General features: G+C 73.0%; 21 protein-coding genes. 12 read left to right on the top strand and 9 right to left on the bottom strand.

Annotated features, from left to right (window positions below; translation table 11 throughout):
* Positions 1-12 precede the first annotated feature (12 nt).
* Positions 13-1,431, bottom strand: coding sequence for a dihydrolipoyl dehydrogenase family protein (locus G9272_RS39385; RefSeq protein WP_171400996.1), 1,419 nt, complete (start codon positions 1,429-1,431; stop codon positions 13-15).
* Positions 1,432-1,574: 143 nt separating this feature from the next.
* Between G9272_RS39385 and trxA the strand changes: the two genes are divergently transcribed.
* Positions 1,575-1,979 (top strand): thioredoxin, encoded by a 405-nt coding sequence (trxA, locus tag G9272_RS39380; RefSeq protein WP_171400995.1) that lies wholly within the window; start codon positions 1,575-1,577, stop codon positions 1,977-1,979.
* A 42-nt stretch (positions 1,980-2,021) separates the two neighbouring features.
* On the opposite strand, the gene G9272_RS39375 is transcribed toward trxA, so the two are convergent.
* From G9272_RS39375 to G9272_RS39365, 3 genes are read right to left on the bottom strand one after another with little or no spacing between them, the layout of a single operon-like run.
* Positions 2,022-3,458: an aldehyde dehydrogenase family protein gene (locus G9272_RS39375; protein WP_171400994.1), complete on the bottom strand. Its 1,437-nt coding sequence runs from the start codon at positions 3,456-3,458 to the stop codon at positions 2,022-2,024.
* A 39-nt stretch (positions 3,459-3,497) separates the two neighbouring features.
* A complete protein-coding gene (locus tag G9272_RS39370) occupies positions 3,498-4,676 on the bottom strand; it encodes a 4-hydroxybenzoate 3-monooxygenase (RefSeq protein ID WP_171400993.1) in 1,179 nt (392 codons plus the stop codon).
* 25 nt (positions 4,677-4,701) lie between these two features.
* The gene (locus tag G9272_RS39365) at positions 4,702-5,751 is read right to left on the bottom strand and encodes a LacI family DNA-binding transcriptional regulator (protein ID WP_171400992.1); all 1,050 of its coding nucleotides are present in this window, start codon (positions 5,749-5,751) and stop codon (positions 4,702-4,704) included.
* A gap of 116 nt (positions 5,752-5,867) precedes the next feature.
* Here G9272_RS39365 and G9272_RS39360 point away from each other — a divergent pair, with 116 nt between their 5' ends.
* Both G9272_RS39360 and G9272_RS39355 read left to right on the top strand, forming a co-directional pair.
* Complete coding sequence (locus tag G9272_RS39360; protein WP_171400991.1) at positions 5,868-6,539, top strand: TetR/AcrR family transcriptional regulator; 672 nt, start codon at positions 5,868-5,870, stop codon at positions 6,537-6,539.
* Positions 6,540-6,556: 17 nt separating this feature from the next.
* Positions 6,557-7,684: an FAD-dependent oxidoreductase gene (locus tag G9272_RS39355; RefSeq protein WP_437184342.1), complete on the top strand. Its 1,128-nt coding sequence runs from the start codon at positions 6,557-6,559 to the stop codon at positions 7,682-7,684.
* Here the strand turns inward: G9272_RS39355 and G9272_RS39350 are convergent.
* Positions 7,668-8,369 (bottom strand): TetR/AcrR family transcriptional regulator, encoded by a 702-nt coding sequence (locus tag G9272_RS39350; protein ID WP_171400989.1) that lies wholly within the window; start codon positions 8,367-8,369, stop codon positions 7,668-7,670. The two genes, G9272_RS39355 and G9272_RS39350, sit on opposite strands and share 17 nt — an antisense overlap.
* Positions 8,370-8,470: 101 nt before the next feature.
* Between G9272_RS39350 and G9272_RS39345 the strand changes: the two genes are divergently transcribed.
* On the top strand, positions 8,471-9,034 hold the full coding sequence (locus G9272_RS39345) for an NAD(P)H-dependent oxidoreductase (RefSeq protein ID WP_057604119.1): 564 nt from the start codon (positions 8,471-8,473) through the stop codon (positions 9,032-9,034).
* Positions 9,035-9,205: 171 nt separating this feature from the next.
* On the opposite strand, the gene G9272_RS39340 is transcribed toward G9272_RS39345, so the two are convergent.
* The gene (locus G9272_RS39340) at positions 9,206-10,087 is read right to left on the bottom strand and encodes an LLM class F420-dependent oxidoreductase (protein ID WP_171400988.1); all 882 of its coding nucleotides are present in this window, start codon (positions 10,085-10,087) and stop codon (positions 9,206-9,208) included.
* Between the two features lie 192 nt (positions 10,088-10,279).
* Between G9272_RS39340 and G9272_RS39335 the strand changes: the two genes are divergently transcribed.
* On the top strand, positions 10,280-11,227 hold the full coding sequence (locus G9272_RS39335; RefSeq protein WP_171400987.1) for an FkbM family methyltransferase: 948 nt from the start codon (positions 10,280-10,282) through the stop codon (positions 11,225-11,227).
* On the opposite strand, the gene G9272_RS39330 is transcribed toward G9272_RS39335, so the two are convergent.
* Complete coding sequence (locus G9272_RS39330; protein ID WP_171402364.1) at positions 11,217-12,224, bottom strand: TerC family protein; 1,008 nt, start codon at positions 12,222-12,224, stop codon at positions 11,217-11,219. The two genes, G9272_RS39335 and G9272_RS39330, sit on opposite strands and share 11 nt — an antisense overlap.
* Before the next feature lie 241 nt (positions 12,225-12,465).
* Between G9272_RS39330 and G9272_RS39325 the strand changes: the two genes are divergently transcribed.
* From G9272_RS39325 to G9272_RS39300, 6 genes are all read left to right on the top strand, one after another.
* Positions 12,466-13,440, top strand: a complete 975-nt coding sequence (locus G9272_RS39325; RefSeq protein ID WP_171400986.1) for an alpha/beta hydrolase — start codon at positions 12,466-12,468, stop codon at positions 13,438-13,440.
* 198 nt (positions 13,441-13,638) lie between these two features.
* Positions 13,639-13,914, top strand: a complete 276-nt coding sequence (locus G9272_RS39320; RefSeq protein WP_171400985.1) for a hypothetical protein — start codon at positions 13,639-13,641, stop codon at positions 13,912-13,914.
* The gene (locus tag G9272_RS39315) at positions 13,911-14,900 is read left to right on the top strand and encodes a helix-turn-helix domain-containing protein (RefSeq protein ID WP_171400984.1); all 990 of its coding nucleotides are present in this window, start codon (positions 13,911-13,913) and stop codon (positions 14,898-14,900) included. Before G9272_RS39320 ends, G9272_RS39315 begins: the two co-directional genes overlap by 4 nt.
* A 191-nt stretch (positions 14,901-15,091) precedes the next feature.
* The gene (locus tag G9272_RS39310; RefSeq protein WP_171400983.1) at positions 15,092-16,252 is read left to right on the top strand and encodes an ABC transporter substrate-binding protein; all 1,161 of its coding nucleotides are present in this window, start codon (positions 15,092-15,094) and stop codon (positions 16,250-16,252) included.
* Between the two features lie 90 nt (positions 16,253-16,342).
* Entirely contained in the window at positions 16,343-17,593 is a 1,251-nt protein-coding gene (locus tag G9272_RS39305) for a sensor histidine kinase (RefSeq protein ID WP_171400982.1), read from the top strand.
* Complete coding sequence (locus G9272_RS39300) at positions 17,590-18,234, top strand: response regulator transcription factor (protein WP_171400981.1); 645 nt, start codon at positions 17,590-17,592, stop codon at positions 18,232-18,234. Before G9272_RS39305 ends, G9272_RS39300 begins: the two co-directional genes overlap by 4 nt.
* 70 nt (positions 18,235-18,304) lie before the next feature.
* Here G9272_RS39300 and G9272_RS39295 read toward each other — a convergent pair whose 3' ends face one another.
* The gene (locus tag G9272_RS39295) at positions 18,305-19,762 is read right to left on the bottom strand and encodes an MFS transporter (RefSeq protein ID WP_171400980.1); all 1,458 of its coding nucleotides are present in this window, start codon (positions 19,760-19,762) and stop codon (positions 18,305-18,307) included.
* Between the two features lie 167 nt (positions 19,763-19,929).
* Here G9272_RS39295 and G9272_RS39290 point away from each other — a divergent pair, with 167 nt between their 5' ends.
* Positions 19,930-20,385 (top strand): MarR family winged helix-turn-helix transcriptional regulator, encoded by a 456-nt coding sequence (locus G9272_RS39290; protein ID WP_171400979.1) that lies wholly within the window; start codon positions 19,930-19,932, stop codon positions 20,383-20,385.
* 88 nt (positions 20,386-20,473) lie between these two features.
* On the opposite strand, the gene G9272_RS39285 is transcribed toward G9272_RS39290, so the two are convergent.
* On the bottom strand, positions 20,474-20,893 hold the full coding sequence (locus tag G9272_RS39285) for a hypothetical protein (RefSeq protein ID WP_253268274.1): 420 nt from the start codon (positions 20,891-20,893) through the stop codon (positions 20,474-20,476).
* Positions 20,894-20,972: the final 79 nt, after the last annotated feature.

Genomic DNA, 20,972 nt, shown 5'->3' with positions numbered 1-20,972 from the left:
GGCCCGGTTCCCTCAGTTGTCCCGGTAGGCCTCCAGCAGCCGCAGCCACACCTCGCTGAGCGTCGGGTAGGACGGGACGGCGTGCCACAGCCGGGCGAGCGGGACCTGGCCGGCGACCGCGATCGTCGCCGAGTGGATCAGCTCGCCGACACCCGGGCCGACGAAGGTGACGCCGCGCAGGATCTCCTGCTCCACGTCGACGACCATCCGGGCGCGGCCCTTGTAGCCCTCGGCGTACAGCCCCGCTCCGGCCACCGACGACATGTCGACGTCGACGGCCCGCACCCGGTGTCCGGCCTGTTCCGCCTCGGCGAGCGAGAGTCCGACGGCGGCCGCCTCCGGGTCGGTGAAGACGACCTGGGGGACGGACTCGTGGTCGGCCGTGGCGGCGTGGGCGCTCCACGGGTCGGTCTGGGTCAGGGGCGTCCCGGCGGCGCGGGCGGCGATGGCGGCGCCCGCGATCCGGGCCTGGTACTTGCCCTGGTGGGTGAGGAGGGCCCGGTGGTTGACGTCGCCCACCCCGTAGAGCCAGTCGGTGCCGGTGACGCGCAGGCTGTCGTCGACGGTGAGCCAGGAGCCGGGTGCCAGGCCGACCGTGTCCAGGCCGATGTCGTCGGTGCGCGGGGCGCGGCCGACGGCGAAGAGGATCTCGTCGGCCTCGATGCGCTCGCCGGTGTCGGTGACGACCACGACGGTACCGTCGGAGCGGGTCACCGACGCCACCGAGGTGCCCGTGCGCACGTCCGCGCCGGCCTCGGTGAGCGCCTCGGCGACCAGTTCGCCCGCGAACGGCTCCATCCGGTCGAGCAGGCCCTTGCCCCGCACGAGCAGGGTGACGTGCGAGCCGAGGGCCTGCCAGGCGGTGGCCATCTCGGTCGCGACGACTCCCCCGCCGACCACGACGAGCCGGCCGGGCGCGGACTGGGCGCTGGTCGCCTCCCGGCTCGTCCAGGGCCTGACCTCGGCGAGGCCCGGCAGGTCGGGCAGTGCGGCGCGGGTCCCGGTGGCGACGACGACCGCGTGGCGGGCCGTGAGCACCTTGTCCCCGACCGTCACCGTGCGCGGGCCGGTCAGTCTCCCGTGGCCGCGATAGAGGTCCGCGCCGATGCTCTTGATCCAGTCGACCTGACCGTCGTCCGTCCAGTCGCCGGTGAACCAGTTGCGGCGGGCGAGGACCGCCGCCGTGTCCAGCGGGCCTTGCACCGCCTCGCGCAGGCCGGGCAGCCTGCGGGCGTCCGCGCGGGCGATCACCGGGCGCAGCAGGGCCTTGCTGGGCATGCAGGCCCAGTACGAGCACTCGCCGCCGACCAGTTCACTCTCCACGACCGCGGTGGTGAGGCCGGCCGCACGGGTGCGGTCGGCGACGTTCTCCCCCACGGGCCCGGCTCCGAGCACAACCACGTCGTACAGGTTGGTTTCCGTTTCCGTCATGGGGTCAGTCTGGTGGGTGGTGTGCCGGGAGGCCACACGGGTAGGGGCGCGGAATACGCGTCGGGCCGGCCGTGTTGTCGCGGACGGTTTCACCCCATGTCAGGGGAGCCCTGACAGGAAGCACCGGGAAGAGGAATCACGCCATGAGCAGCACCGTGGAGCTCACCAAGGAGAACTTCGACCAGACGGTCACCGACAACGACTTCGTCCTGATCGACTTCTGGGCGTCCTGGTGCGGCCCGTGCCGTCAGTTCGCCCCGGTCTACGACAAGGCCGCGCAGGAGAACCCGGACCTGGTGTTCGGCAAGGTCGACACCGAGGCGCAGCCGGAGCTGGCCGCGGCCTTCGGTATCCAGTCGATCCCGACGCTGATGATCGTGCGGGACCGGGTCGCCGTGTTCGCACAGCCGGGCGCCCTGCCCGAGGCCGCCCTCACGGACGTCATCGGACAGGCGCGCAAGCTGGACATGGACGAGGTCCGCAAGTCGATCGAGGAAGAGCAGGCCAAGGCCGGGGCCGACGGCTCCCCGGCCGCCCAGGCCGAGTAGACCCGGGAGTCCCCGGAACAGGAGTCCCCGGCACGGGAGTACTCAGAAGGGGTACGGCGCCACGTCCGCGCGCACCGTCGTCCAGCGCACGTCGGTGAAGGCCTCGAGGTTGGCCTCGCCGCCGAAGCGGGCGCCGGTGCCGGAGGCGGCGACCCCGCCGAAGGGCGCCACGGCCTCGTCGTTCACCGTCTGGTCGTTGATGTGCACGATGCCGGTCGGGACGCGTTCGGCGAGGTCGAGACCGCGGGCGGCGTCCCGGGTGACGATGCCGAGCGAGAGGCCGTAGGAGCTGCGCGCGGCCAGATCCGCCGCCTCGTCCAGGGTGCTGAAGGCGCGGACGGGGGCCACCGGGCCGAAGACCTCCTCCGCGTAGGCGGGGGTGTCGTCGTCGACGCCCGCGAGGACGGTCGGCCGGTAGAAGAGCTCCTCGTGCCTGCCGCCCGCGGCGAGCTTGGCGCCGGCCGCGGTACTGGCCTCCACCAGGCCGTGCACCTTGGCGAGCTGGCCGTCGTCGATGAGCGGGCCGAGGTGGACCTGCGCGCGGTGCGGGTCGCCGACGGCGAGGGCGTCGGCCTTCGCCGCGAGTCGCTCCACGTACTCCTCGTAGAGGGAGGCGTGCACCAGGTGGCGCCCGGTGGTCATGCAGATCTGGCCCTGGTGGAAGAAGGAACCCCAGGCCGCGGTGGAGATCACCGCGTCCAGGTCGGCGTCCTCCAGCACGATCAGGGCGGAGTTGCCGCCGAGTTCCAGGTGGGCCCGCTTGAGGTGGCGGCCGGCGGCCTCGCCGACCGCGCGGCCGGCGCCGGTGGAGCCGGTGAAGGAGATCACCGGCACACGCGGGTCGGCGACCAGGGCCGCACCGGTCTCGGCGCCGCCCGGGAGGATGTGCAGGAGGTTCTCGGGCAGGCCGGCCTCCGCGAAGACCGCGGCCAGGGCCAGTCCACCGCACACCGCCGTACGCGGGTCCGGCTTGAGGACGACCGCGTTGCCGAGCGCGAGGGCGGGCGCGACGGACCGGATCGACAGGATCAGCGGGGCGTTGAACGGGGAGATCACGCCGACGACGCCGACGGGCACCCGCCGGGTGTACGACAGCCGGGGCGCCTCGCTGGGCAGGACCTGTCCGGCCGGGCGGGAGGCGAGGGCTGCGGCCTCGTAGCACTCCTGGGCGGCGACGTGCAGCTCGAAGTCGGCCTTGCCGGGTATGGATCCGGACTCGCGGACGATCCACTCGCGCAGTTCGTCGGCGTGTGCGGCGAACAGGTCGCCGGCTTTGCGCAGCACACCGGCGCGTACGAAGTGGGGCAGCCGGGCCCACTCGGTCTGCGCGGCGCGGGCGGCCTCGGCGGCGGGACCGACGTCCGCGGCGCCCGCCAGGTCGACGGTGCCCAGCGGGTCGCCGGTGGCGGGCTCGGTCACGGTGTACCGGGGGCCCGACAAGGTGCGGGACTGCCAGTTCTTGGGGTCGAGCAGCGGCATGAAGGCTCTCCGATCGGTGACCCGCGGGACTCGCGGCTCTCACAGGGGGAGGGGAAGTCCCGTGTAGTTGGCCGCCAGTTCGGCGGCGGCGTGGCGGGATGCGGTGATCCGGCGCAGCCGGGCGAGCTGCATCCGATGGTCGAACGCATCTCCATCTGGTTGAGCGTGCAACATCCTAGTCATGTCGTCGGAAAAGCGGGTCGCCTGCCACACACGTCGCAGACAAAGATCCGAGTACCCGTCCAGCAGCCTCGTGGACCCGGTGGCGCGCAGTTCGGCGAAGGCGCCGCCGAGCAGCCGTACGTCCGAGACGGCGAGGTTGAGCCCCTTGGCGCCGGTCGGCGGGACGATGTGGGCGGCGTCCCCGGCGAGCAGCAGCCGACCGTGCCGCATCGGCTCGTGGACGAGGCTGCGCATCGGCGTCACGGACTTGCTGATGATCGGGCCGGGGCGCAGCGTCCAGTCGGCGTCGACGGCGAAGCGGGCGGCGAGTTCGTCCCAGATCCGGTCGTCGGGCCACTCGAGCAGGCGGGTGCCGTTGGGGACTTGGAGGTAGAGCCGGGAGATCCGCGGCGAACGCATGCTGTGCAGGGCGAAGCCGCGTTCATGGCGTGCGTAGATCAACTCCTCGCAGGAGGGCGGCACTTCGGCGAGGACACCGAGCCAGGAGTACGGATAGTCGTGGGTGTACGTCCGGCCCGCGGCGGCCGGGAAGGCGTCGCGGGCGACACCGTGCGAACCGTCGCAGCCGACGACCCAGTCACAGGAGAGGGTCTGTTCACGGCCCTCGTGCAGGAACCGCACGACGGGCGACCCGCTCAGCGGCTTCTCCACGGCGAGCGCCGCCGCCTCGAACAACAGGGGCGGCCCGTCGGCGAGTTGAAGCGCGACGAGATCCTTCACGATCTCCGTCTGGGCGTAGATCGTGACCGTGCGGCCGCCGGTGAGGACGGGGAAGTCGAGATGGTGGCGTTCACGGTCGAAACGCAGCTCGATGCCGTGGTGCACCAGGCCCTCGGTGTCGAGCCGGTCGGCGGCGCCCGCCTCGCGCAGGGCGTCGACCGTGCCCTGCTCCAGCATTCCGGCACGCTGGCGCCGCTCCACGTACTGCCTGGCCCTGCTCTCCAGGACCACGCAGTCGACTCCCGCGCGGTGCAGCAGCCGGGCGAGCAGCAGTCCCGCGGGGCCGCCGCCGATGATGCCGACCGTCGCACGCATGGCACGCCTCCCCTGCGACCGTAGTTCAGCTGGAGTCGCGCTGCACCACGGTGGCTCCGAACGGTTCGTGCGACTCGGGGGCGGCCGCGGGGCTGCGCACCGCCCGGTCGACCAGCGAGGCGAGGTCGCGGCCGGAGGGCAGCGCGATCCGCACGGTGCTGAGCCGGGGCCGCAGCAGCCGCCCGAGCATCAGGTCGTCGGCGCCGATGACGGCGACGTCCTCGGGGACGCGCACGCCCGCCTCCTGAAGGGCGCGCATCAGCAGCATGGCGTACTCGTCGTTGTAGGCGAAGACGGCGTCGAGACCGAGGACGGGCCAGCGGGCGGCGAGGGCGGCCGCGGACTCCTCCGTGTAGGCCAGGGACAGCTCGGTGACGGTGGCGTCCGTGCCGTGCAGCGCCTCGCGGGAGCCGGCCAGGCGGGGCGCGGCGAACATCTCCATGCCGCGCTCGGCCGGGACGACCACCCCGATCCGGCGGCGGCCGCGGGCGTACAGATGCATGGCGGCGCTACGGCCGACGTCGGCGTGGTCCAGGAGCAGCGCTCGGGCGCCCTCGACCGCCTCGGGACCGAGGGTCACCACGGCCCGGGCGCCGGACCTCTTCAGTACGGCGACCCCCTCCGGGCCGACGCCGGGGCTGGGCACCAGCACGGCGACGGGCCGCAGTTCGGCCCAGGCCCGGGCGGCGTCGTCACCGCGCAGACCGGTGGCGCCGTACTGGACGACGGTGTAGTCGAGGCGGCTCAGCGCCCCCTGGAAGTCGTGCACGAACTGGGAGTAGAGGGGGCCCGCCGGGACGGGCAGGGTGGGCATCAGGACCATGCGGCTGTGTCCGGCCCGCAGGGTACGGGCGGCCGCGTGCGGCACGTACCCGAGTTCCTTGGCGGCATCGTGCACGCGGCGGCGGGTGGGCTCGCTGATGCGTACGGCACTGGCGTTGTTCAGGACGTAGGAGACGGTCGCGCGCGAGACGCCGGCCAGGCGGGCCACGTCGGCGCTCGTGGGCACGGGGCGCGGCGCCGGCGACTTCGTCGGCGCGGGCGTGTTCGGTATCTGCACCATGACGTACGGCATCTTGGCAGAAGCTGTGAGCGGCCCTCCGGGCGGGGGACACCGAAATCCGATGAGCCGTCAACGAACATGTTCGTGACGTACTTGTTCGTACCGAACATGTTCGGTACGGTAAAGACATGACAGCACGCCCCGACACCCCGCGCAGTCGCCGTGAGCGCCCGGCCAAGCCCGCTCTGACCAGGGAGGGCATCGTGGCCGCCGCCCTCGCGGTGCTGCGCGCCGAAGGCCTGCGGAAGCTGACCATGCGGCGCCTGGCCGAGGAGCTCGACACCGGCCCGGCCTCCCTGTACGTGTACGTCCGCAACACGGCGGAGCTGCACGCGGCCGTGCTCGACGAGCTGCTGGGCACGGTCGGGACCGTTCCGGCCGCGGGGAGCTGGCGCGAGCGGCTCGAGAGGGTGCTCACCTCGTACACCGAGATGCTCTTCGCCTACCCGGACCTCGCCCGCTCCGCGCTCACCGCCCGGCCCAGCGGCCCGCACTACCTGGACCTGATCGAGACCCTGCTGGCCCTGCTCGACGAGGGCGGGGTGCCGCCCGCACAGGCCGCGTGGGGCGTCGACCTGCTGCTCCAGCACGCCACCGCGACGGCCGCCGAACACACCGACGAGGCCTCCCAGGAGGACTGGGACGCCCTGCGGCACGCGGTGCAGGAGGCGTCGGAGCGGACCCACCCGCACATCGCCGGCCTCGCCGGACCGCTGCTCTCGGGTCCGCCCGAAGCCCGCCTCTCCTGGGGGCTCCAGGCGCTGATCGGCGGCATCGAGCGGACCGCCGTACCCGAATGACGACCACAGGAGGACCCATGCATCACCCCGTAGCGATCATCGGCGCCGGACTCGGCGGCCTCACCCTCGCCCGAGTGCTGCACGTGCACGGCGTCGAGGCGGCCGTCTTCGACCTGGACGCCTCCCCCGGCGCCCGGACACAGGGCGGCATGCTCGACATCCACCTGGACTCCGGCCAGGAGGCGCTGCGCGCCGCCGGACTGCACGAGGAGTTCCGGACGCTGGTCCTGCCCGGCGGCCAGGCCACCCGGGTCCTCGACAAGGACGCGGTGGTCCGCTTCGAGGGCGCCGACGACGGGGCCGGCGAGCGCCCCGAGGTCGACCGGGGCGCCCTGCGCGACCTGCTGCTGCACTCACTGCCCGAGGGAACGGTCCGCTGGGGCACGAAGATCACCGGTGCGCGTCCGCTGGGCGAGGGGCGGCACGAGGTGCGTCTCGAGGACGGCTCCGCCTTCACCACGGACCTGCTGGTCGGCGCCGACGGAGCCTGGTCACGGATCCGCCCGCTGCTCTCCGACGCCCGGCCCGCGTACACGGGCGTGTCGTTCGTGGAGACGGACCTGCTGGAAGCGGACGTAAGCCATCCGGTGAGCGCCGGGGTGGTCGGCGGCGGGTTCCTCCTCGCGCTCGGCCCCGGCAAGGGCTTCCTCGCGCACCGCGAGCCCGACGGCAGCCTGCACGTCTACACCGCCCTGCGGGTCGCCGAGGACTGGGCGGACAGCGTCGACTTCGGCGACACCGAGGCGGCCAGGGGTCACGTTCTGGAGCACTTCGCGGACTGGGACAAGAGCCTGCGGGCGCTGGTCGCGGATGCCGACGGACCACTGGTGCCGCGCCTGATCCACGCCCTGCCGGTCGGCCACCGCTGGGACCGCGTCCCCGGCGTCACCCTGCTCGGCGACGCCGCCCATCTGATGTCGCCGTTCGCGGGCGAGGGCGCCAACCTCGCGATGCTGGACGGCGCCGAACTGGGCCTGGCCCTGGCCGCGCACCCGGGAGAGCGCGAGGCCGCGCTGGCCGCCTACGAGGAGAAGCTGTTCCCGCGCAGCGCGGCGTCCGCGGCCGACTCAGCCCACAGCGGCGTGACCCTCTTCGCCGAGGACGCCCCGCAGGCCGTCGTCGATCTCTTCACTGCGCAGCCCTGACCGGCGTCCCGCTCGGCACACCGCTGGTCACCCGGTCGACCAGTTCGCTCCAGCCGGCCTCCAACCGCGCCGCCGGCATGCCGCACTGCCGGGTGAGGTGGTGGACGAGGACCGGGTTGAGGTACCCCATCAGCGTGTGGGCCAGCAGTTCGACGTCCGCGTCGGGCAGGGCCTGGCGCAGCAGCAGTACCAGGTGGCTGTGGTGGACACGGCGCGGCGGCACGGAGTACCGGCGGTCCGGTCCGGGCTCGGCCGCCAGCTGAAGGTCCAGTTCGTCCACGGCCCGCCTGAGCATGGCGACGCCGAACGCCCGCAGTCGCTCCACGGGCTCCGCGCCCGGCCCCAGCGGCGGGGGACCGCTCAGGAACGCGGCCTGGAAGTTCCGCTCCGAGTGGTCCAGGAGCGCGGTCAGCAGCCCGGTGCGGTCGCCGAAGCGCCGGAACACCGTGCCCTTGCCCACGTTCGCCGCGCTCGCCACCGCTTCCATCGTGACCCCGGCGGCGCCGTGCTCGGCGATCAGCCGGGCGGCGGCGTCCAGCAGCCTGGCCCGGTTGCGGGCCGCGTCGGCGCGCAGACACGGCTCGTCGCCGGCCGGCCCCAGATGCAGCAGCTCGGGCTCGGTCAGGCTCTCCTCGGGCTCCGGACAGGGAGGCAGAACGGCGGACATGAACTCAGCGTAAAGCATCGGGAATGAAACTGGACCGCGGTCCGGTTAGGATGCTAGAACATTTAAACGGACCTCGGTCCGGATTCGTAACGGCAATGTTTCAGCCCCTGGGAGTACCCATGTCTGTCCGCATCCTCGCGCTCGTCGGCAGCCTTCGCGCCGGTTCGACCAACCGCCAGCTCGCCGAGGCGGCCGTCAAGGTCGCTCCCGAGGGCGCCACCGTCGACCTCTTCGAGGGCCTGGCCGAGATCCCCTTCTACAACGAGGACCTCGACGTCGAGGGCAGCGTCCCGGCCGCCGCCGCCAAGCTGCGTGCGGCCGCCCAGGCCGCCGACGCCTTCCTGCTCTTCTCCCCCGAGTACAACGGCACCATCCCGGCCGTCCTGAAGAACGCCATCGACTGGCTGTCCCGCCCGTACGGCGCCGGCGCCTTCGGCGGCAAGCCCGTCGCCGTGGTCGGCACCGCGTTCGGCCAGTTCGGCGGCGTGTGGGCGCAGGACGAGGCCCGCAAGGCCGTGGGCATCGCCGGCGGCAAGGTCATCGAGGACCTCAAGCTCTCCATCCCGGGCTCGCTGACCCGCTTCGCCGAGACCCACCCGGTGGACGACGCCGAGGTCGCCGCCCAGCTGACCGAGGTCGTGGCCCGTCTGCACGGCCACGCGGGCGAGGTCGCGGCCGCCTGACCGCCCCGACCGCCTGACGGGCGAGACAGCACGACGTGGGGGATGAAGGGGTCCGGAGCGGTTTCCGGGCCCCTTTTCGTCGTACGCGCCCCCCGGCGTGCGCGGCGTACACGCCCCTGGCGTGCGCTACCCCGGCGTGCACGATCCCGACGTGCACGATCCCGGCTCCGGTCAGTCCAGCTCGGCCAGCCGCAGCACGGCGGGGGCCACGAAACGTTCGATCCAGCCCGCCGTCTCCCCCAGGCGCGGCGCGAGGATCACCGTGTCGATGCCCAGCTTGGTGTAACCGGTGAGGTCACGCAGGAGGCCGTCCAGATCACCCTCGTCCGCGGCGTCGCCGGAGTAGGTGATCGTCTTCAGGACGGTGTCGTAGTCGCGCCGCTCCGCCTCGCAGTGCCCGCGCAGGACGTCCAGCTTGTGCCGGACCTCCTCGGGGGTCGAGGCGAAGAGGTTGCAGGCGTCCGCGTACCGGGCGACCAGCCGCAGCGTCTTGCGCTCGCCTCCGCCGCCGATCAGGATCTCCGGGTGCGGGGAGCTGACCGGGGCGGGCACGCACAGGGTCTCGGCCAGGCGGTAGTGCTCGCCCTCGAACGGCCCGTTGTCGTCCGGGTCCCACATCCGCAGGCAGACGCGCAAGGCCTCCTCCAGCCGCTCGAACCGCTCGGCCGTCGACGGGAACGCCACGCCGAGCCCCTCGTGCTCACGGTCGTACCAGGCCGCTCCGATACCCAGCGAGGCCCGTCCGCCGGACAGCACGTCGAGTGTGGTGGCGATCTTGGCGAGCAGTCCGGGGTGCCGGTAGGTCACGCCGGTGACCAGCGCGCCGAGCCTGACCGTGGAGGTGTGGGCGGCGAGGTACGCCAGCGTCGCGTAGGCCTCCAGCATGGGGGCCTCGGCGCCGCCGTTGAACTCCATCTGGAAGTAGTGGTCCATCACCGACAGCCGGCTCACCCCGGCCGCCTCGGCGGCGGCACCGGCCGCGGCGAGCTCGGCGCCCAGCGCGGGCGCACCCCCCGCGTTGCCGAACTGGTTGATGTGCACGCCCACACGCATGTCCGTCTCCGATCGTCCGGTCCCACGGTCTTCCTCGCCGTTCAGCGGCCCCGGTGACGCTAGACCTTGGAGCGCTCTCGAAGTCAAGGGACACCGGCCGGACCGGCCCGCGTATCTCCGTCCGGTAATCCGATCGGCGAATCTCGTTCAACCCGCAGACCGCCTCCCGTCGCGTCTGATAGGGCTGGGCAGATGCAGACCCTCTATCGACGACTGCTCGGCCTGATGCCCCGTATCGGCGTCCAGGTGACCGACCTCGGACCGGGGACGGCGGTGGTCTCGCGACGCGGCGGCGCGTACCGGGTGACCGGCGCGGACAAGGACACCTGGGTGCTGCGGCGAACCCGGGACGCGGCACGGTCCGAGGTCTCCGAGGGCGACGCCGTGCGGCTGGGCGACACCGGCGCGCTGCTCCTGATGGAGACCCCGGGCGGGCGGGACGAGCGCAGACTCCAGCTGGCGGCCGCCGAGTACCTCTGCACCCAGCACGTGGCCGCGATGCTGGAGCTCTACGGCGTGAACTGCGTCTTCGACGTCGGCGCCAACAACGGCCAGTACGCCAGGCGGCTGCGGAAACTCGGCTACACCGGCCGGATCGCGTCCTTCGAGCCCACCTCGGAGACGTTCGCCCGGCTCGAGAAGGCCGCGGCGGACGACCCCGACTGGCATGTCTACCGGTGCGGACTGGGCCGCGAGGAGACGACGGCCGAGATCCACGTCGGCTGGAAGACGATGAACTCCCTGCTGCCGGCCAGCGACTACGGCAAGGGCCGCTACAGCAGGTTCGCGAAGGCCGACACCGAGGAGATCCGCGTCCGCCGGCTGGACGAGGTCATGACCGAGGCACTGGACGGCCTCGCCGATCCGCGCCCCTACCTGAAGATGGACACCCAGGGCTACGACCTCGAGGTGTTCGCCGGGGCCGGGGAGCGGATCGCGGAGTTCGTGGGGATGCAGTCCGAGGTCGCGGTGCTGAAGCTGTACGAGGGCAGTCCCGGCATGGGCGAGGCCGTCGCGGTGTACGAGGCCGCCGGGTTCGGCATCACCGGCATGTATCCCGTGACGCGCGAGGCGACCACGGGACGGGTGATCGAGTTCGACTGCGTGATGATGCGCGCGGACGCCGCGCCTACACCGTAGAGCCGTCCCGCGCCGGCCCGTCCTGCCGCCCCTGCCCCTCCTGTCGCTCCTGTCGCTCCTGTCGCGCGGAGGCCCGCAGGCTCGTGAAGGTCGTGACCGCGAGGACGAGCACGATGAAGCCGAGCGAGAAGGGGATGCCGATCTCGGGCACGTGCACCCCGGACTCGTGCAGCGCGTGCAGCACCAGCTTGACGCCGATGAAGCCGAGGATGACCGACAGGCCGTAGCTGAGGTGGACCAGCTTCTTCAGCAGGCCGCCGATGAGGAAGTACAGCTGCCGCAGGCCCATCAGCGCGAAGGCGTTGGCGGTGAACACGATGTACGGGTCCTCGGTCAGCCCGTAGATGGCGGGGATCGAGTCGAGCGCGAACAGCACGTCGGTGGAGCCGATCGCGAGCATGACGACCAGCATCGGGGTCATGACCCGCTTGCCGTTCTGCTCGATCCACAGCTTCGTGCCGTGATAGCGGTCGGCGACGCCGAAACGCTTCTCGACGGCCTTCAGCAGCTTGCTCTCCTCGTACTCCTCCTCGTGCCCGCCCTTCTTGGCATCCTGGATCAGCTTCCACGCCGTCCAGATCAGGAAGGCTCCGAAGAGGTAGAACACCCAGGAGAACGTCGAGATGATCGCCGCGCCCGCGGCGATGAACAGCGCGCGCAGCACGAGGGCCACCAGCACGCCCACCATCAGCACCCGTTGCTGGTACTGCGAGGGCACCGCGAACTTGCCCATGATCAGGACGAACACGAAGAGGTTGTCCACGCTCAGCGACTTCTCGGTGATGTAGCCCGCGAAGAACTCCCCCGTCGGTCTGCCGCCCCCGAAGAGGAACACACCGAGGCCGAACAGACAGGCGAGGACGACCCAGACGACGGTCCAGGTCCCGGCCTCGCGGACCGAGACGTCGTGCGGTTTGCGGCCGATGAAGAAGTCGGCGGCGACGAGCGCGCACAGCGCCGCGACGGTCAGCAGCCAGACGGAGAGCGAGACGTTCACGGTGGTCACTCCTGGTACCTGTGCGGGGGTGAAAATCGTTGTCGGCCACGGCTGCCGCTTTCCACCCCGCAGAGGTGAACAGAAGGTCATGACCTGGCAAGCTGCGGAGCGGGGGCATGGCTGCCACCCGCCGTACGGCGGGCAGCTCCCGCCGTACGGCGGTGCCCGGACGGGCGGCGGGTGCGCCGATCATGGGCCGCACGAGCCGCCGCGCAACCGCGCTCCGCGTGAGGAGAAGCCCATGACGTCCGCACCGCCGCCCTTCGACCCCGAACTCGGCGCCGCCCTGGAACTCATCCGGGAGATGATCCAGCCGGGGCTGGCCCCCGAGGACATCGAAGCCGTCCGTCAGGGGCCGGGGATCGCCCTGCTGGCCGAACTGGACCTGACCCTGGGCGGGGCCTTCGAGGTCGAGGACCGGACGGTGCCGGGGCCCCTGGGCTCCCCCGAGATCTCGCTGCTGATCTGCCGGCCCACCTCGCCGGCTCCGGAGCGCCCGCGTGCGGTCGTCTATCACGTGCACGGCGGCGGGATGGTCCTCGGCAACAACCGGGTCGGCGTGGACGTGGCCCTGGACTGGGCGCGGGAACTGGACATGGTCGTGGTGTCCGTGGAGTACCGACTGGCGCCCGAGCACCCGCATCCGGCACCCGTCGACGACGTGTACGCCGGTCTGCTGTGGACGGCGGAGCACGCCTCGGAACTGGGTGCGGACCCCGAGCGGATCGTGCTCGCCGGGGCCAGCGCGGGCGGCGGCCTCGGTGCCGCGCTCGCCCTGCTGCTGCGCGACCGTCAAGGGCCCCGACCGCTCGGCCAGTTGCTGATGTGCCCGATGCTGGACGACCGCAACGACACCCCCTCCAGCCATCAGATGGCAGGCCTCGGCGTCTGGGACCGCACGGCCAACGAGACCGGGTGGACGGCCCTGCTCGGCGAGCGGCGCGGCGGCCCGGACGTCTCCCCGTACGCGGCGCCCGCCCGGGCCGAGGACCTGTCCGGGCTGCCGCCGGCCTTTCTCGACGTGGGCTCCGCCGAGACGTTCCGGGACGAGGTCGTCGCCTACGCCTCCCGGATCTGGCAGGCCGGCGGGGTCGCGGAACTGCATGTCTGGCCGGGCGGTTTCCACGGCTTCGACGGCTTCGCACCGCAGGCCGCGCTGTCCAGGTCGGCCCGCGCGGCCCACCTGGACTGGCTGCGCCGGCTGCTCGCCGAGTGACACCCGTGGTGAGCGGGTCAGCAGCTTGCCGCGGCCGGGGACCCGGGAGTCGCCGTCCAGGCGGATGCAGGGGTGCTTGTCGAGTGCGCCGAGGCGCTTGTGGTGGACGACGCCGTCCTTCTTGCCCGTCTTCGGCGTCGCCGGTTGGGCTCCGGGCGATGTCCGGCCGCCGGGGCGCAGACGCCCGCCGCGGACGACGTGCCCGGACTTGACGGGGGTGCCGGGTGCGTCCGGGCCGCGCAGGGCCTCGACGGCCGGCCCGAACAGGGCGTTCAGGGCGAGATCGGCCTGGACAAGGCCGACCGCGAGCTCGTCCTCACGGCGGCCCTGGAGTGGGACGGCGGCAGCGCGGGACGCCGCGGACAGGGCGCCCCTCGACGAGCCCGGAACCTACCGTCGAGGCCGGGTCCCGATCGGAAGCGGTGGCCGCACCCCTCCTCGTCGGCGCTCGCGTGGCGCATCATGGCCGTATGAAAGAGCTGGCCGGGCGCCTGACCGCGCTGGACCCGGACGCCGGCGCCGCCGTGCGGGTCATCGCCTACTTCGACCGGCTGGCCGAGTCCCGGGCCGGGGTGGAGGCGCTGATGCGCGGGGCGGCGGTGCTGGCCGGGGTGCCCGCGCGGCTCGTCGACGCCGACCGGCGGGTGCGGGTCCGGGTGGAGCCCGACGGCACGCGCCGGGACACGGAGCTGCCACCCGACCCGGACTGGCCGTGCGCGGCGCTGACGCCCGACGGGCCGCCCGCACTGTGGCTGGAACGCGCCGGTGCGATGCCCAGCGTCGTGGACGCCGTGATCCTGGAACGGGCGGCCGGCGCGGCCCGCGTCGTGCTCGACCGCACCCGCGGGCGGGCGCCGCTCGACGATCCCGCCCTGGTCGAGACGCTCCTCGACGCCACGGCAGCCGAACCGGCCCGGCTGCACGCGGCCCGCCGCCTCGGCCTGGCTCCCGCCGCCCCGGCCCGCGCCCTGGCCACGCCCGGCGGCCGGCCCCGGGTGCTGCCCGCGGACGCCCGGGACGCGGTTCCGGCCGGCCGGGTGGGGGTCGGGCCCGCCGTGCCCGTGCCTGACCTGCCCCGCTCCTGGGCCGCGGCCCGCACCGCGCTGCGCTTCACCGCGGACGGCACCGCGCAGGACCCGGGCCTCCGGGTCGTGTACGCCGACGAGCTGGGCGGCATCGCCCTGCTGGCCGACCTCGTCGCGCCGGGGGCCGAACCCCCGGCGGACGTCCTCGCGGTCGAGGCGGCCGCCGCGGACGCCCCCTGGCTGCTCACCACCCTGCACGCCGTCACCGCCACCGCGAGTCTGCGGTCGGCGGCGGCCGAGGCGAACGTCCACCACTCCACCCTCCAGGACCGGCTGGCCCACGCCGAGCATCTGCTGGGGTGGCCGGTGCGCACGCCCCAGGGCCGGCTGCGGCTGCACCTCGCGCTGACGATGCGGCGGCTGGCCCGGCCGTGACGGCACTCCTCCGTAGCGACGCTCCTCGGGGAAGAGGCGTTCAACCGAACGGTTGAACGGGGATTCCATCGCACGCACGTCGTCCGCTCCGTCCGGACGACGCGGGCCGGCCGCCGGGCGCAGCAGAATCGACCTCGACCGTGGCGCCCGGTCCCACACCCCCCTCAGCGTTCGAAAGAGGTCTCCCCGCCATGCCCAGCTTCCCCAGCAGAAGGCGCCTGCTCACCACCGGTGCCGGTGCCGCCCTCGGCCTCGGCGCCCTCGGCGCCGCCTCCACCCCGGCATCCGCCTCCCCGGCATCCGCCTCCCCGGCGTCGGCCGCTTCCCGGTGGGCCTCCGGCGCCGAGGAGACCCGGTCCCTCGACGAGCTGTACCGGGCCGCGCTCGCGGAAGGCGGCAGGCTCGTCGTCTACGCCGGCGGCGACACCCCGACCCAGCAGGACGGCACCAAGGCCGCGTTCCTGAAGCAATTCCCGGACATCGACCTGAAGCTGATCGTCGACTACAGCAAGTACCACGACGTACGCGTCGACAACCAGCTCGCCACCGGCACCCTCGTGCCCGACGTCGTCCAGCTCCAGACCCTCCAGGACTTCGACCGCTGGAAGGCCCAGGGCCGCCTGCTGTCGTACAGGCCGGCCGGGTTCTCGAAGGTGCACGACAGGTTCAAGGACCCGCAGGGCGCATGGGTCGCGATCGCGGCGATCGGCTTCAGCTTCATGTACGGACCGGACGCCGTGGGCACGGACGCGCCGCGCACCCCGCTGGACCTGCTCGACGCGAGGTGGAAGGGGAAGATCGCCTCGTCGTTCCCGCACGACGACGACGCGGTGCTCTTCCTGTACTCGCTGTACGTCGAGCACTACGGCTGGGACTGGGTGGCCCGGCTGGCCGCGCAGGACGTCCGGTTCGCGCGCGGCAGCAACTCCCCCGGCGACGCCGTACGCGCCGGGCAGTACGCGATCGGCGTCGGCGGCTCCGGGGCGCCGCTCGTCACCGGTCCGGTGAAGTGGGTCGTCCCGGACAGCGCCCCGTTCATGGCGTGGGGGCAGCGGGCGGCGATCCTCAGGCAGGCCGCCAACAGCACGGCCGCCAAGCTCTACCTCAACTGGCAGCTGTCCACGGCCACGCAGCAGGCGTCCTTCAACGGCTGGTCGGTGCGCACCGACATCACTCCCCCGGCCGGTCTGAAGCCGATCTGGGAGTACCGCAACGCCAACCTCGACGGCTTCCCCCGTTTCATGTCCGACCGGGCCGGGGTGGAGCGGCTGAAGCAGACGTTCGCGCTGTACTTCGGCGAGGTCGAGGGCGACCCGACGCCGGGCTTCCTCGGGCTGCATCCGGGCGCCTGACGGGACGCGGCCTTCCTCACACGGTCCCTACAGCTGCCGGATAGACTCGGGCCCCTTGTTCGAACGGATCATCGTCCAAGGGGATCTGCCGTGTCCGACCGCGCTCCCGTCCACACCCCCGCGAGGGCGGCCCGCGGAAGCCGGCCCACCGCCGACCTCCTCGCCCACCTCACGTTCTTCGTCGTCGTGGGCGCCGGGCTGGTCCGGCTGGTGCAGCTGAGGATCGGGCTGTGCTGGGACATCGTGAGCGTCAGCGGGCTGCTGGCGCTGGTGTACGCGGGCGGGCTCGCGGCCGGTGAGCGGCTGGGCCGGATCGGCCGGCACCTGTGGGTCGTGGCGCTGCTGGCGCTGTGGACCGCGCTGGTCCTCCTCGCGCCCGCATCGCTCACCGCCGCCTATGTGTGGTGCGCGCTGCCGCTGGCCTGCGCGGCCCTGCGGGTGCTCGGCCGGCGGGCGGCCGGGGCGGCGGTGGCCGCCCTCTCGGTCGTCCTGGCCGGTCAACTCGTCCGCAGCGCGGGGCAGTTCGATCCGGAGCTGGTGCTGATCCCGGTGGCGGCCGTGTGGGGCACCGTCGCCCTCTACCGCGCCCAGCAGCGCAGCGCGGCCGAACGGCTGCGGCTGGTCGAGGAGCTGCGGGGCACCCGGGACGTACTGGCCCGGCAGCAGCGGCAGGCCGGCGTGCTGGCCGAGCGGGCCCGGATCGCCCGGGACCTGCACGACACGCTGGCCCAGGAGCTCTCGGGCGGGGTGATGCTGCTTCAGGCCGCCGACCGCGACTGGGACACGACGCCGGAGGTGGCCCGGACCCGGATGCGGGCGGTCGCCGACGGTCTGCATGCCAATCTCGCCGAGACCCGCAGGATCATCCGCGATCTGACGCCGTCCGCCGTGGACGAAGCCGGTCTGGAGGGTGCGCTGCGGCTGCTGTGCGCGCGGGCGGAGGCGGAGGGCGCGGCGGCCCGGGTGCGGTTCCTCTCGGTGGGCGAGCGCCGGCCGGCCCTCGACGGGCCCACGGCGGCGACCCTGTTCCGGGTGGCGCAGAGCACGCTGGCCAATGTCCGCGAACACGCGCGTGCGGTGAACGTCCTGGTCACCCTGCACGGGTACGCGGACCGGACGGAGCTCGAGGTGCGCGACGACGGCGCGGGGTTCGAGACCGGCCGGGTCGGCGTCCCCGCTCAGGCCGTCCGTGGGCTCGGCATCCCGGCCGCCCGGGCGCGGCTGCGGGAGTGCGGCGGGGATCTCGACGTGGGCAGCGTGCCGGGGCGCGGCACCTGCGTCCGGGCGACGGTGCCCGCCCTGGCGAAGAGCCGCCCGGCGGCCCGGGTGGCCGCCCGGTGAGCGGTGCGCCGTTGCGTCTGCTGGTGGCGGACGACCACGCCGTCGTACGGGCGGGGCTGCGCGCCCTGCTGGAGGGCGAGCCGGATCTCGAGGTGGCCGCCGAGGCGGGGTCAGGAGAGGACGCCGTACGGCTCGCGGCGCGGCTGGCGCCGGACCTGGTGCTGATGGACCTGCGGTTCGGCAGCGGCGGCGGCATCGACGGGATCGAGGCGGTGCGCAGGCTCGCGGCCGAGGCGCCGGGGGTCCCGGTGGTGATGCTGACGAGCTACTCGGGCCGGGCCGATGTGGTGCGCGCGCTGGAGGCGGGTGCCCGGGGGTACGTGCTGAAGGCGGGGCCGCCCGAGGAGCTGTTCCGGGCGGTACGGGGTGCCGCGGCCGGTGCGCTCGGGCTGGCGTCGGAGGTGGTGGGCGAGCTGGTCGCCCAAAGCCCGGCTCCGGAGCGGGAGTTGAGCGGGCGGGAGGTGGAGGTGGTGCGGCTGCTCGCGGAGGGGCTGAGCAACCGGGCGATCGCCGAGGCGCTGTTCCTGAGCGAGGCGACCGTCAAGACGCACCTGGTGCGGGTCTACCGCAAGCTGGGTGCGGACAACCGGGCGTCGGCGGTGTCCGAGGCGGTACGCAGGGGGCTGCTGGATCTGACGTAGCGCGGGGGCGGCACGCAGCGGAGGTGGCACGGAGGGGGGCGACCTGCCGCGGTCGCCCCCCTCCGGTGTCTCAGACCCTGGCCTGCTCGGGCGCGGCGCTCTGGTCGGTCGTGTCCTCGCCGGACGCCGCGGCGCGGGCGGCGGGGATGACGGCGGCGATGGCCGCGGAGATCAGGGCGAGTGCGCCGCCGACCAGGAGCGCGGTGCGGAAGCCGTCCTCGGAGGCGAAGGTGTAGCCGCCCATGGTCGTGGTCATCTGGGAGAGGATCACGCCGATGACGGCGGAGCCGATCGAGGTGCCGAGCGAACGCATGAGGGTGTTGAAGCCGTTGGCGGCGGCGGTCTCCGTGAGCGGGACCGAGCTCATGATCAGGGCGGGCATGGCGCCGTAGGCGAGGCCCACACCGCCGCTGGTGATGAGCGTGACCACCATGACGCCCCAGGCGGAGCCCATCAGGGCCAGGGAGACGAAGTAGCCGGCGGCCAGCACCAGGGCGCCGCAGACCAGCGTGAACTTCGGACCGCGGGCGTTGGTGAGCTTTCCGCCGAGCGGGGAGATCAGCATCATCATCAGGCCGCCGGGCGCCATCCACAGACCGGCGGCGAGCATCGACTGACCGAGGCCGTAGCCGGTGGCCTCCGGGAACTGGAGCAGCTGCGGCATCACCAGCATGCTCGCGTACATGCCGAAGCCGATGAAGACCGAGGCGAGGTTGGTGAGGAGCACCCGGGGACGGGCCGTGGTGCGCAGGTCGATCAGCGGGTCGGTGGTGCGCACCTCCCACACGCCCCAGCCGACGAGGGCCACGACGGCGGCGGCGAACAGACCGAGCGTGGTGCCCGAGGCCCAGCCCCAGTCGGCGCCTTTGGAGACCGCGAGCAGCAGCGAGACCAGACCGACGCCGAGGCCGATCGCGCCGGGCAGGTCGAAGCGCTGGCCCTTGGCGCCGGCGGGGACGTCCGGGACGAGCATGAAGATCAGGACGGCGACGACGGCGGCCAGGGCGGCGGAGCCCCAGAACAGCACGCGCCAGTTCGCGTACTGGGCGACCGCGGCGGCCAGCGGCAGGCCGATGGCGCCGCCGATGCCCATGGAGGCGCTGACCAGCGCGATGGAGCCGCTGAGCTTCTCGGCCGGGACGACGTCCCGCAGCAGCGCGATACCGAGGGGCACCATGCCCATGCCCATGCCCTGGAGACCGCGCCCCACGATCATCGTCACGACGTCGGAGGCGAACGCGCACACCACCGAGCCCACGATCAGCGGCACGGAACAGGCGAGCAGCATCCGGCGCTTGCCCAGCAGATCACCGAGGCGGCCGACGACGGGCACGCACACGGCGGCCACCAGCAGGGTGACCGTGATCACCCAGGCCGCGTTCGAGGACGAGGTGTCCAGGATCTGCGGCAGCTCGGCGATGAGGGGGGTGACCAGCGTCTGCATGATCGCCGCGGTGGTGCCGGCGAAGGCCAGCGTGGCGATCACGGCACCTGGGCGGGCCGTGGGCTGGAGAGCGGGGGCGCCCATGGGGACTCCTCGACTTGGGATGTGCGGTGAAGGTCCGCGGGAAGGATCCGCGCGTTGGACGCGAAGGATGTGCATCGTACATGTCATATGTATCGAGCACATGCTGTGGCCCGTGCACAGCGGTGTGCCAGGATGGTGCGGGCGCACGGAAGCAGGAGGTCGGGCACATGGACACGCCGACGCACGAGGTCGAGTACGAGCAGATGCTGCTCAGCCGCCACACGTTCCTGAACCAGCGGGGCGGCCGTCGCAAGAACAGCCTCATGGAGCGCAGCGCCTACATCCTGCTCAGCCGGATCCGGGTCCAGGGCCCCATGTCGATCGGGGAGCTCAGCGACGCCTTCGGGCTGGACGCCTCCACCCTGAACCGGCAGACCGCGGCGGCGATGCGGGCGGGGCTCATCGAGCGGATCCCCGACCCGGAGGGCGGGATGGCGCGCAAGTTCCGGCTCACCGACGAGGGCACGCGCCTGCTGGACTCGGAGCGCGAGGGGATCGTGGACATCCTGGACCAGGTGATGACCGACTGGCCGGACGAGGACATCGCCGCCTTCGCGGGCTATCTACGGCGCTTCAACTACGGCATCGAGGCCATCGGCGGCCGCCCCTGGCCGCGCCCGTGACGGCGTGGCCGCTCCTGACCGGATGATCTCGTCACCGTCACCGTCACCGTCGCCACACCGTCACCGACCATGGCCGGGGACGGCGGTGCTACGACGCGCTGGGCGCCGCGCTCGGGCCCGTGCCGCCCAGCTGCCGGATGGCCCCGCCGAGCACGGGCCGGAACCGCGTCAGCATCTTCGGCTGCGCGCTGACGACCCAGCGGGAACCCACGAGGTACTGGCCCCCGTAGATGCTGGCCGACTCGAGCCACGTCTCCTTGTACTGCTCCTCGGGGAAGGTGGTGATGAGGTAGTCGGATTCCTCCGTGTGGCAGACGCCCTGGCGCAGCTCGTCCGCGTCGATGCGGATCTTGGCCGTGCAGCCGGTCAGGCCGGCGATCACCTCGACCTTCGCCGGTGCCACGACGCCGGCCGCGGGAGCGGCGGTGACCGCGGTCGGCATGGGTGTGCCCTTCTTGGCGGTGGCATCGCTCTCGGCGCCGCTGCACGCGGTGGCGAGGGAAAGCATGGCCAGGCTGCCTGCCAGTGCGGCACCGCGCACGAGGCGGGCCGTGGGCTGCTGAAGCACGTACAACTCCGTGGTCGGC

The organism is Streptomyces asoensis (assembly GCF_013085465.1).
GTDB classification, from domain to species: domain Bacteria; phylum Actinomycetota; class Actinomycetes; order Streptomycetales; family Streptomycetaceae; genus Streptomyces; species Streptomyces cacaoi_A.
The sequence above is the reverse complement of the archived record's forward strand: the minus strand, read 5'-3'. Positions and strand labels throughout refer to the sequence as shown.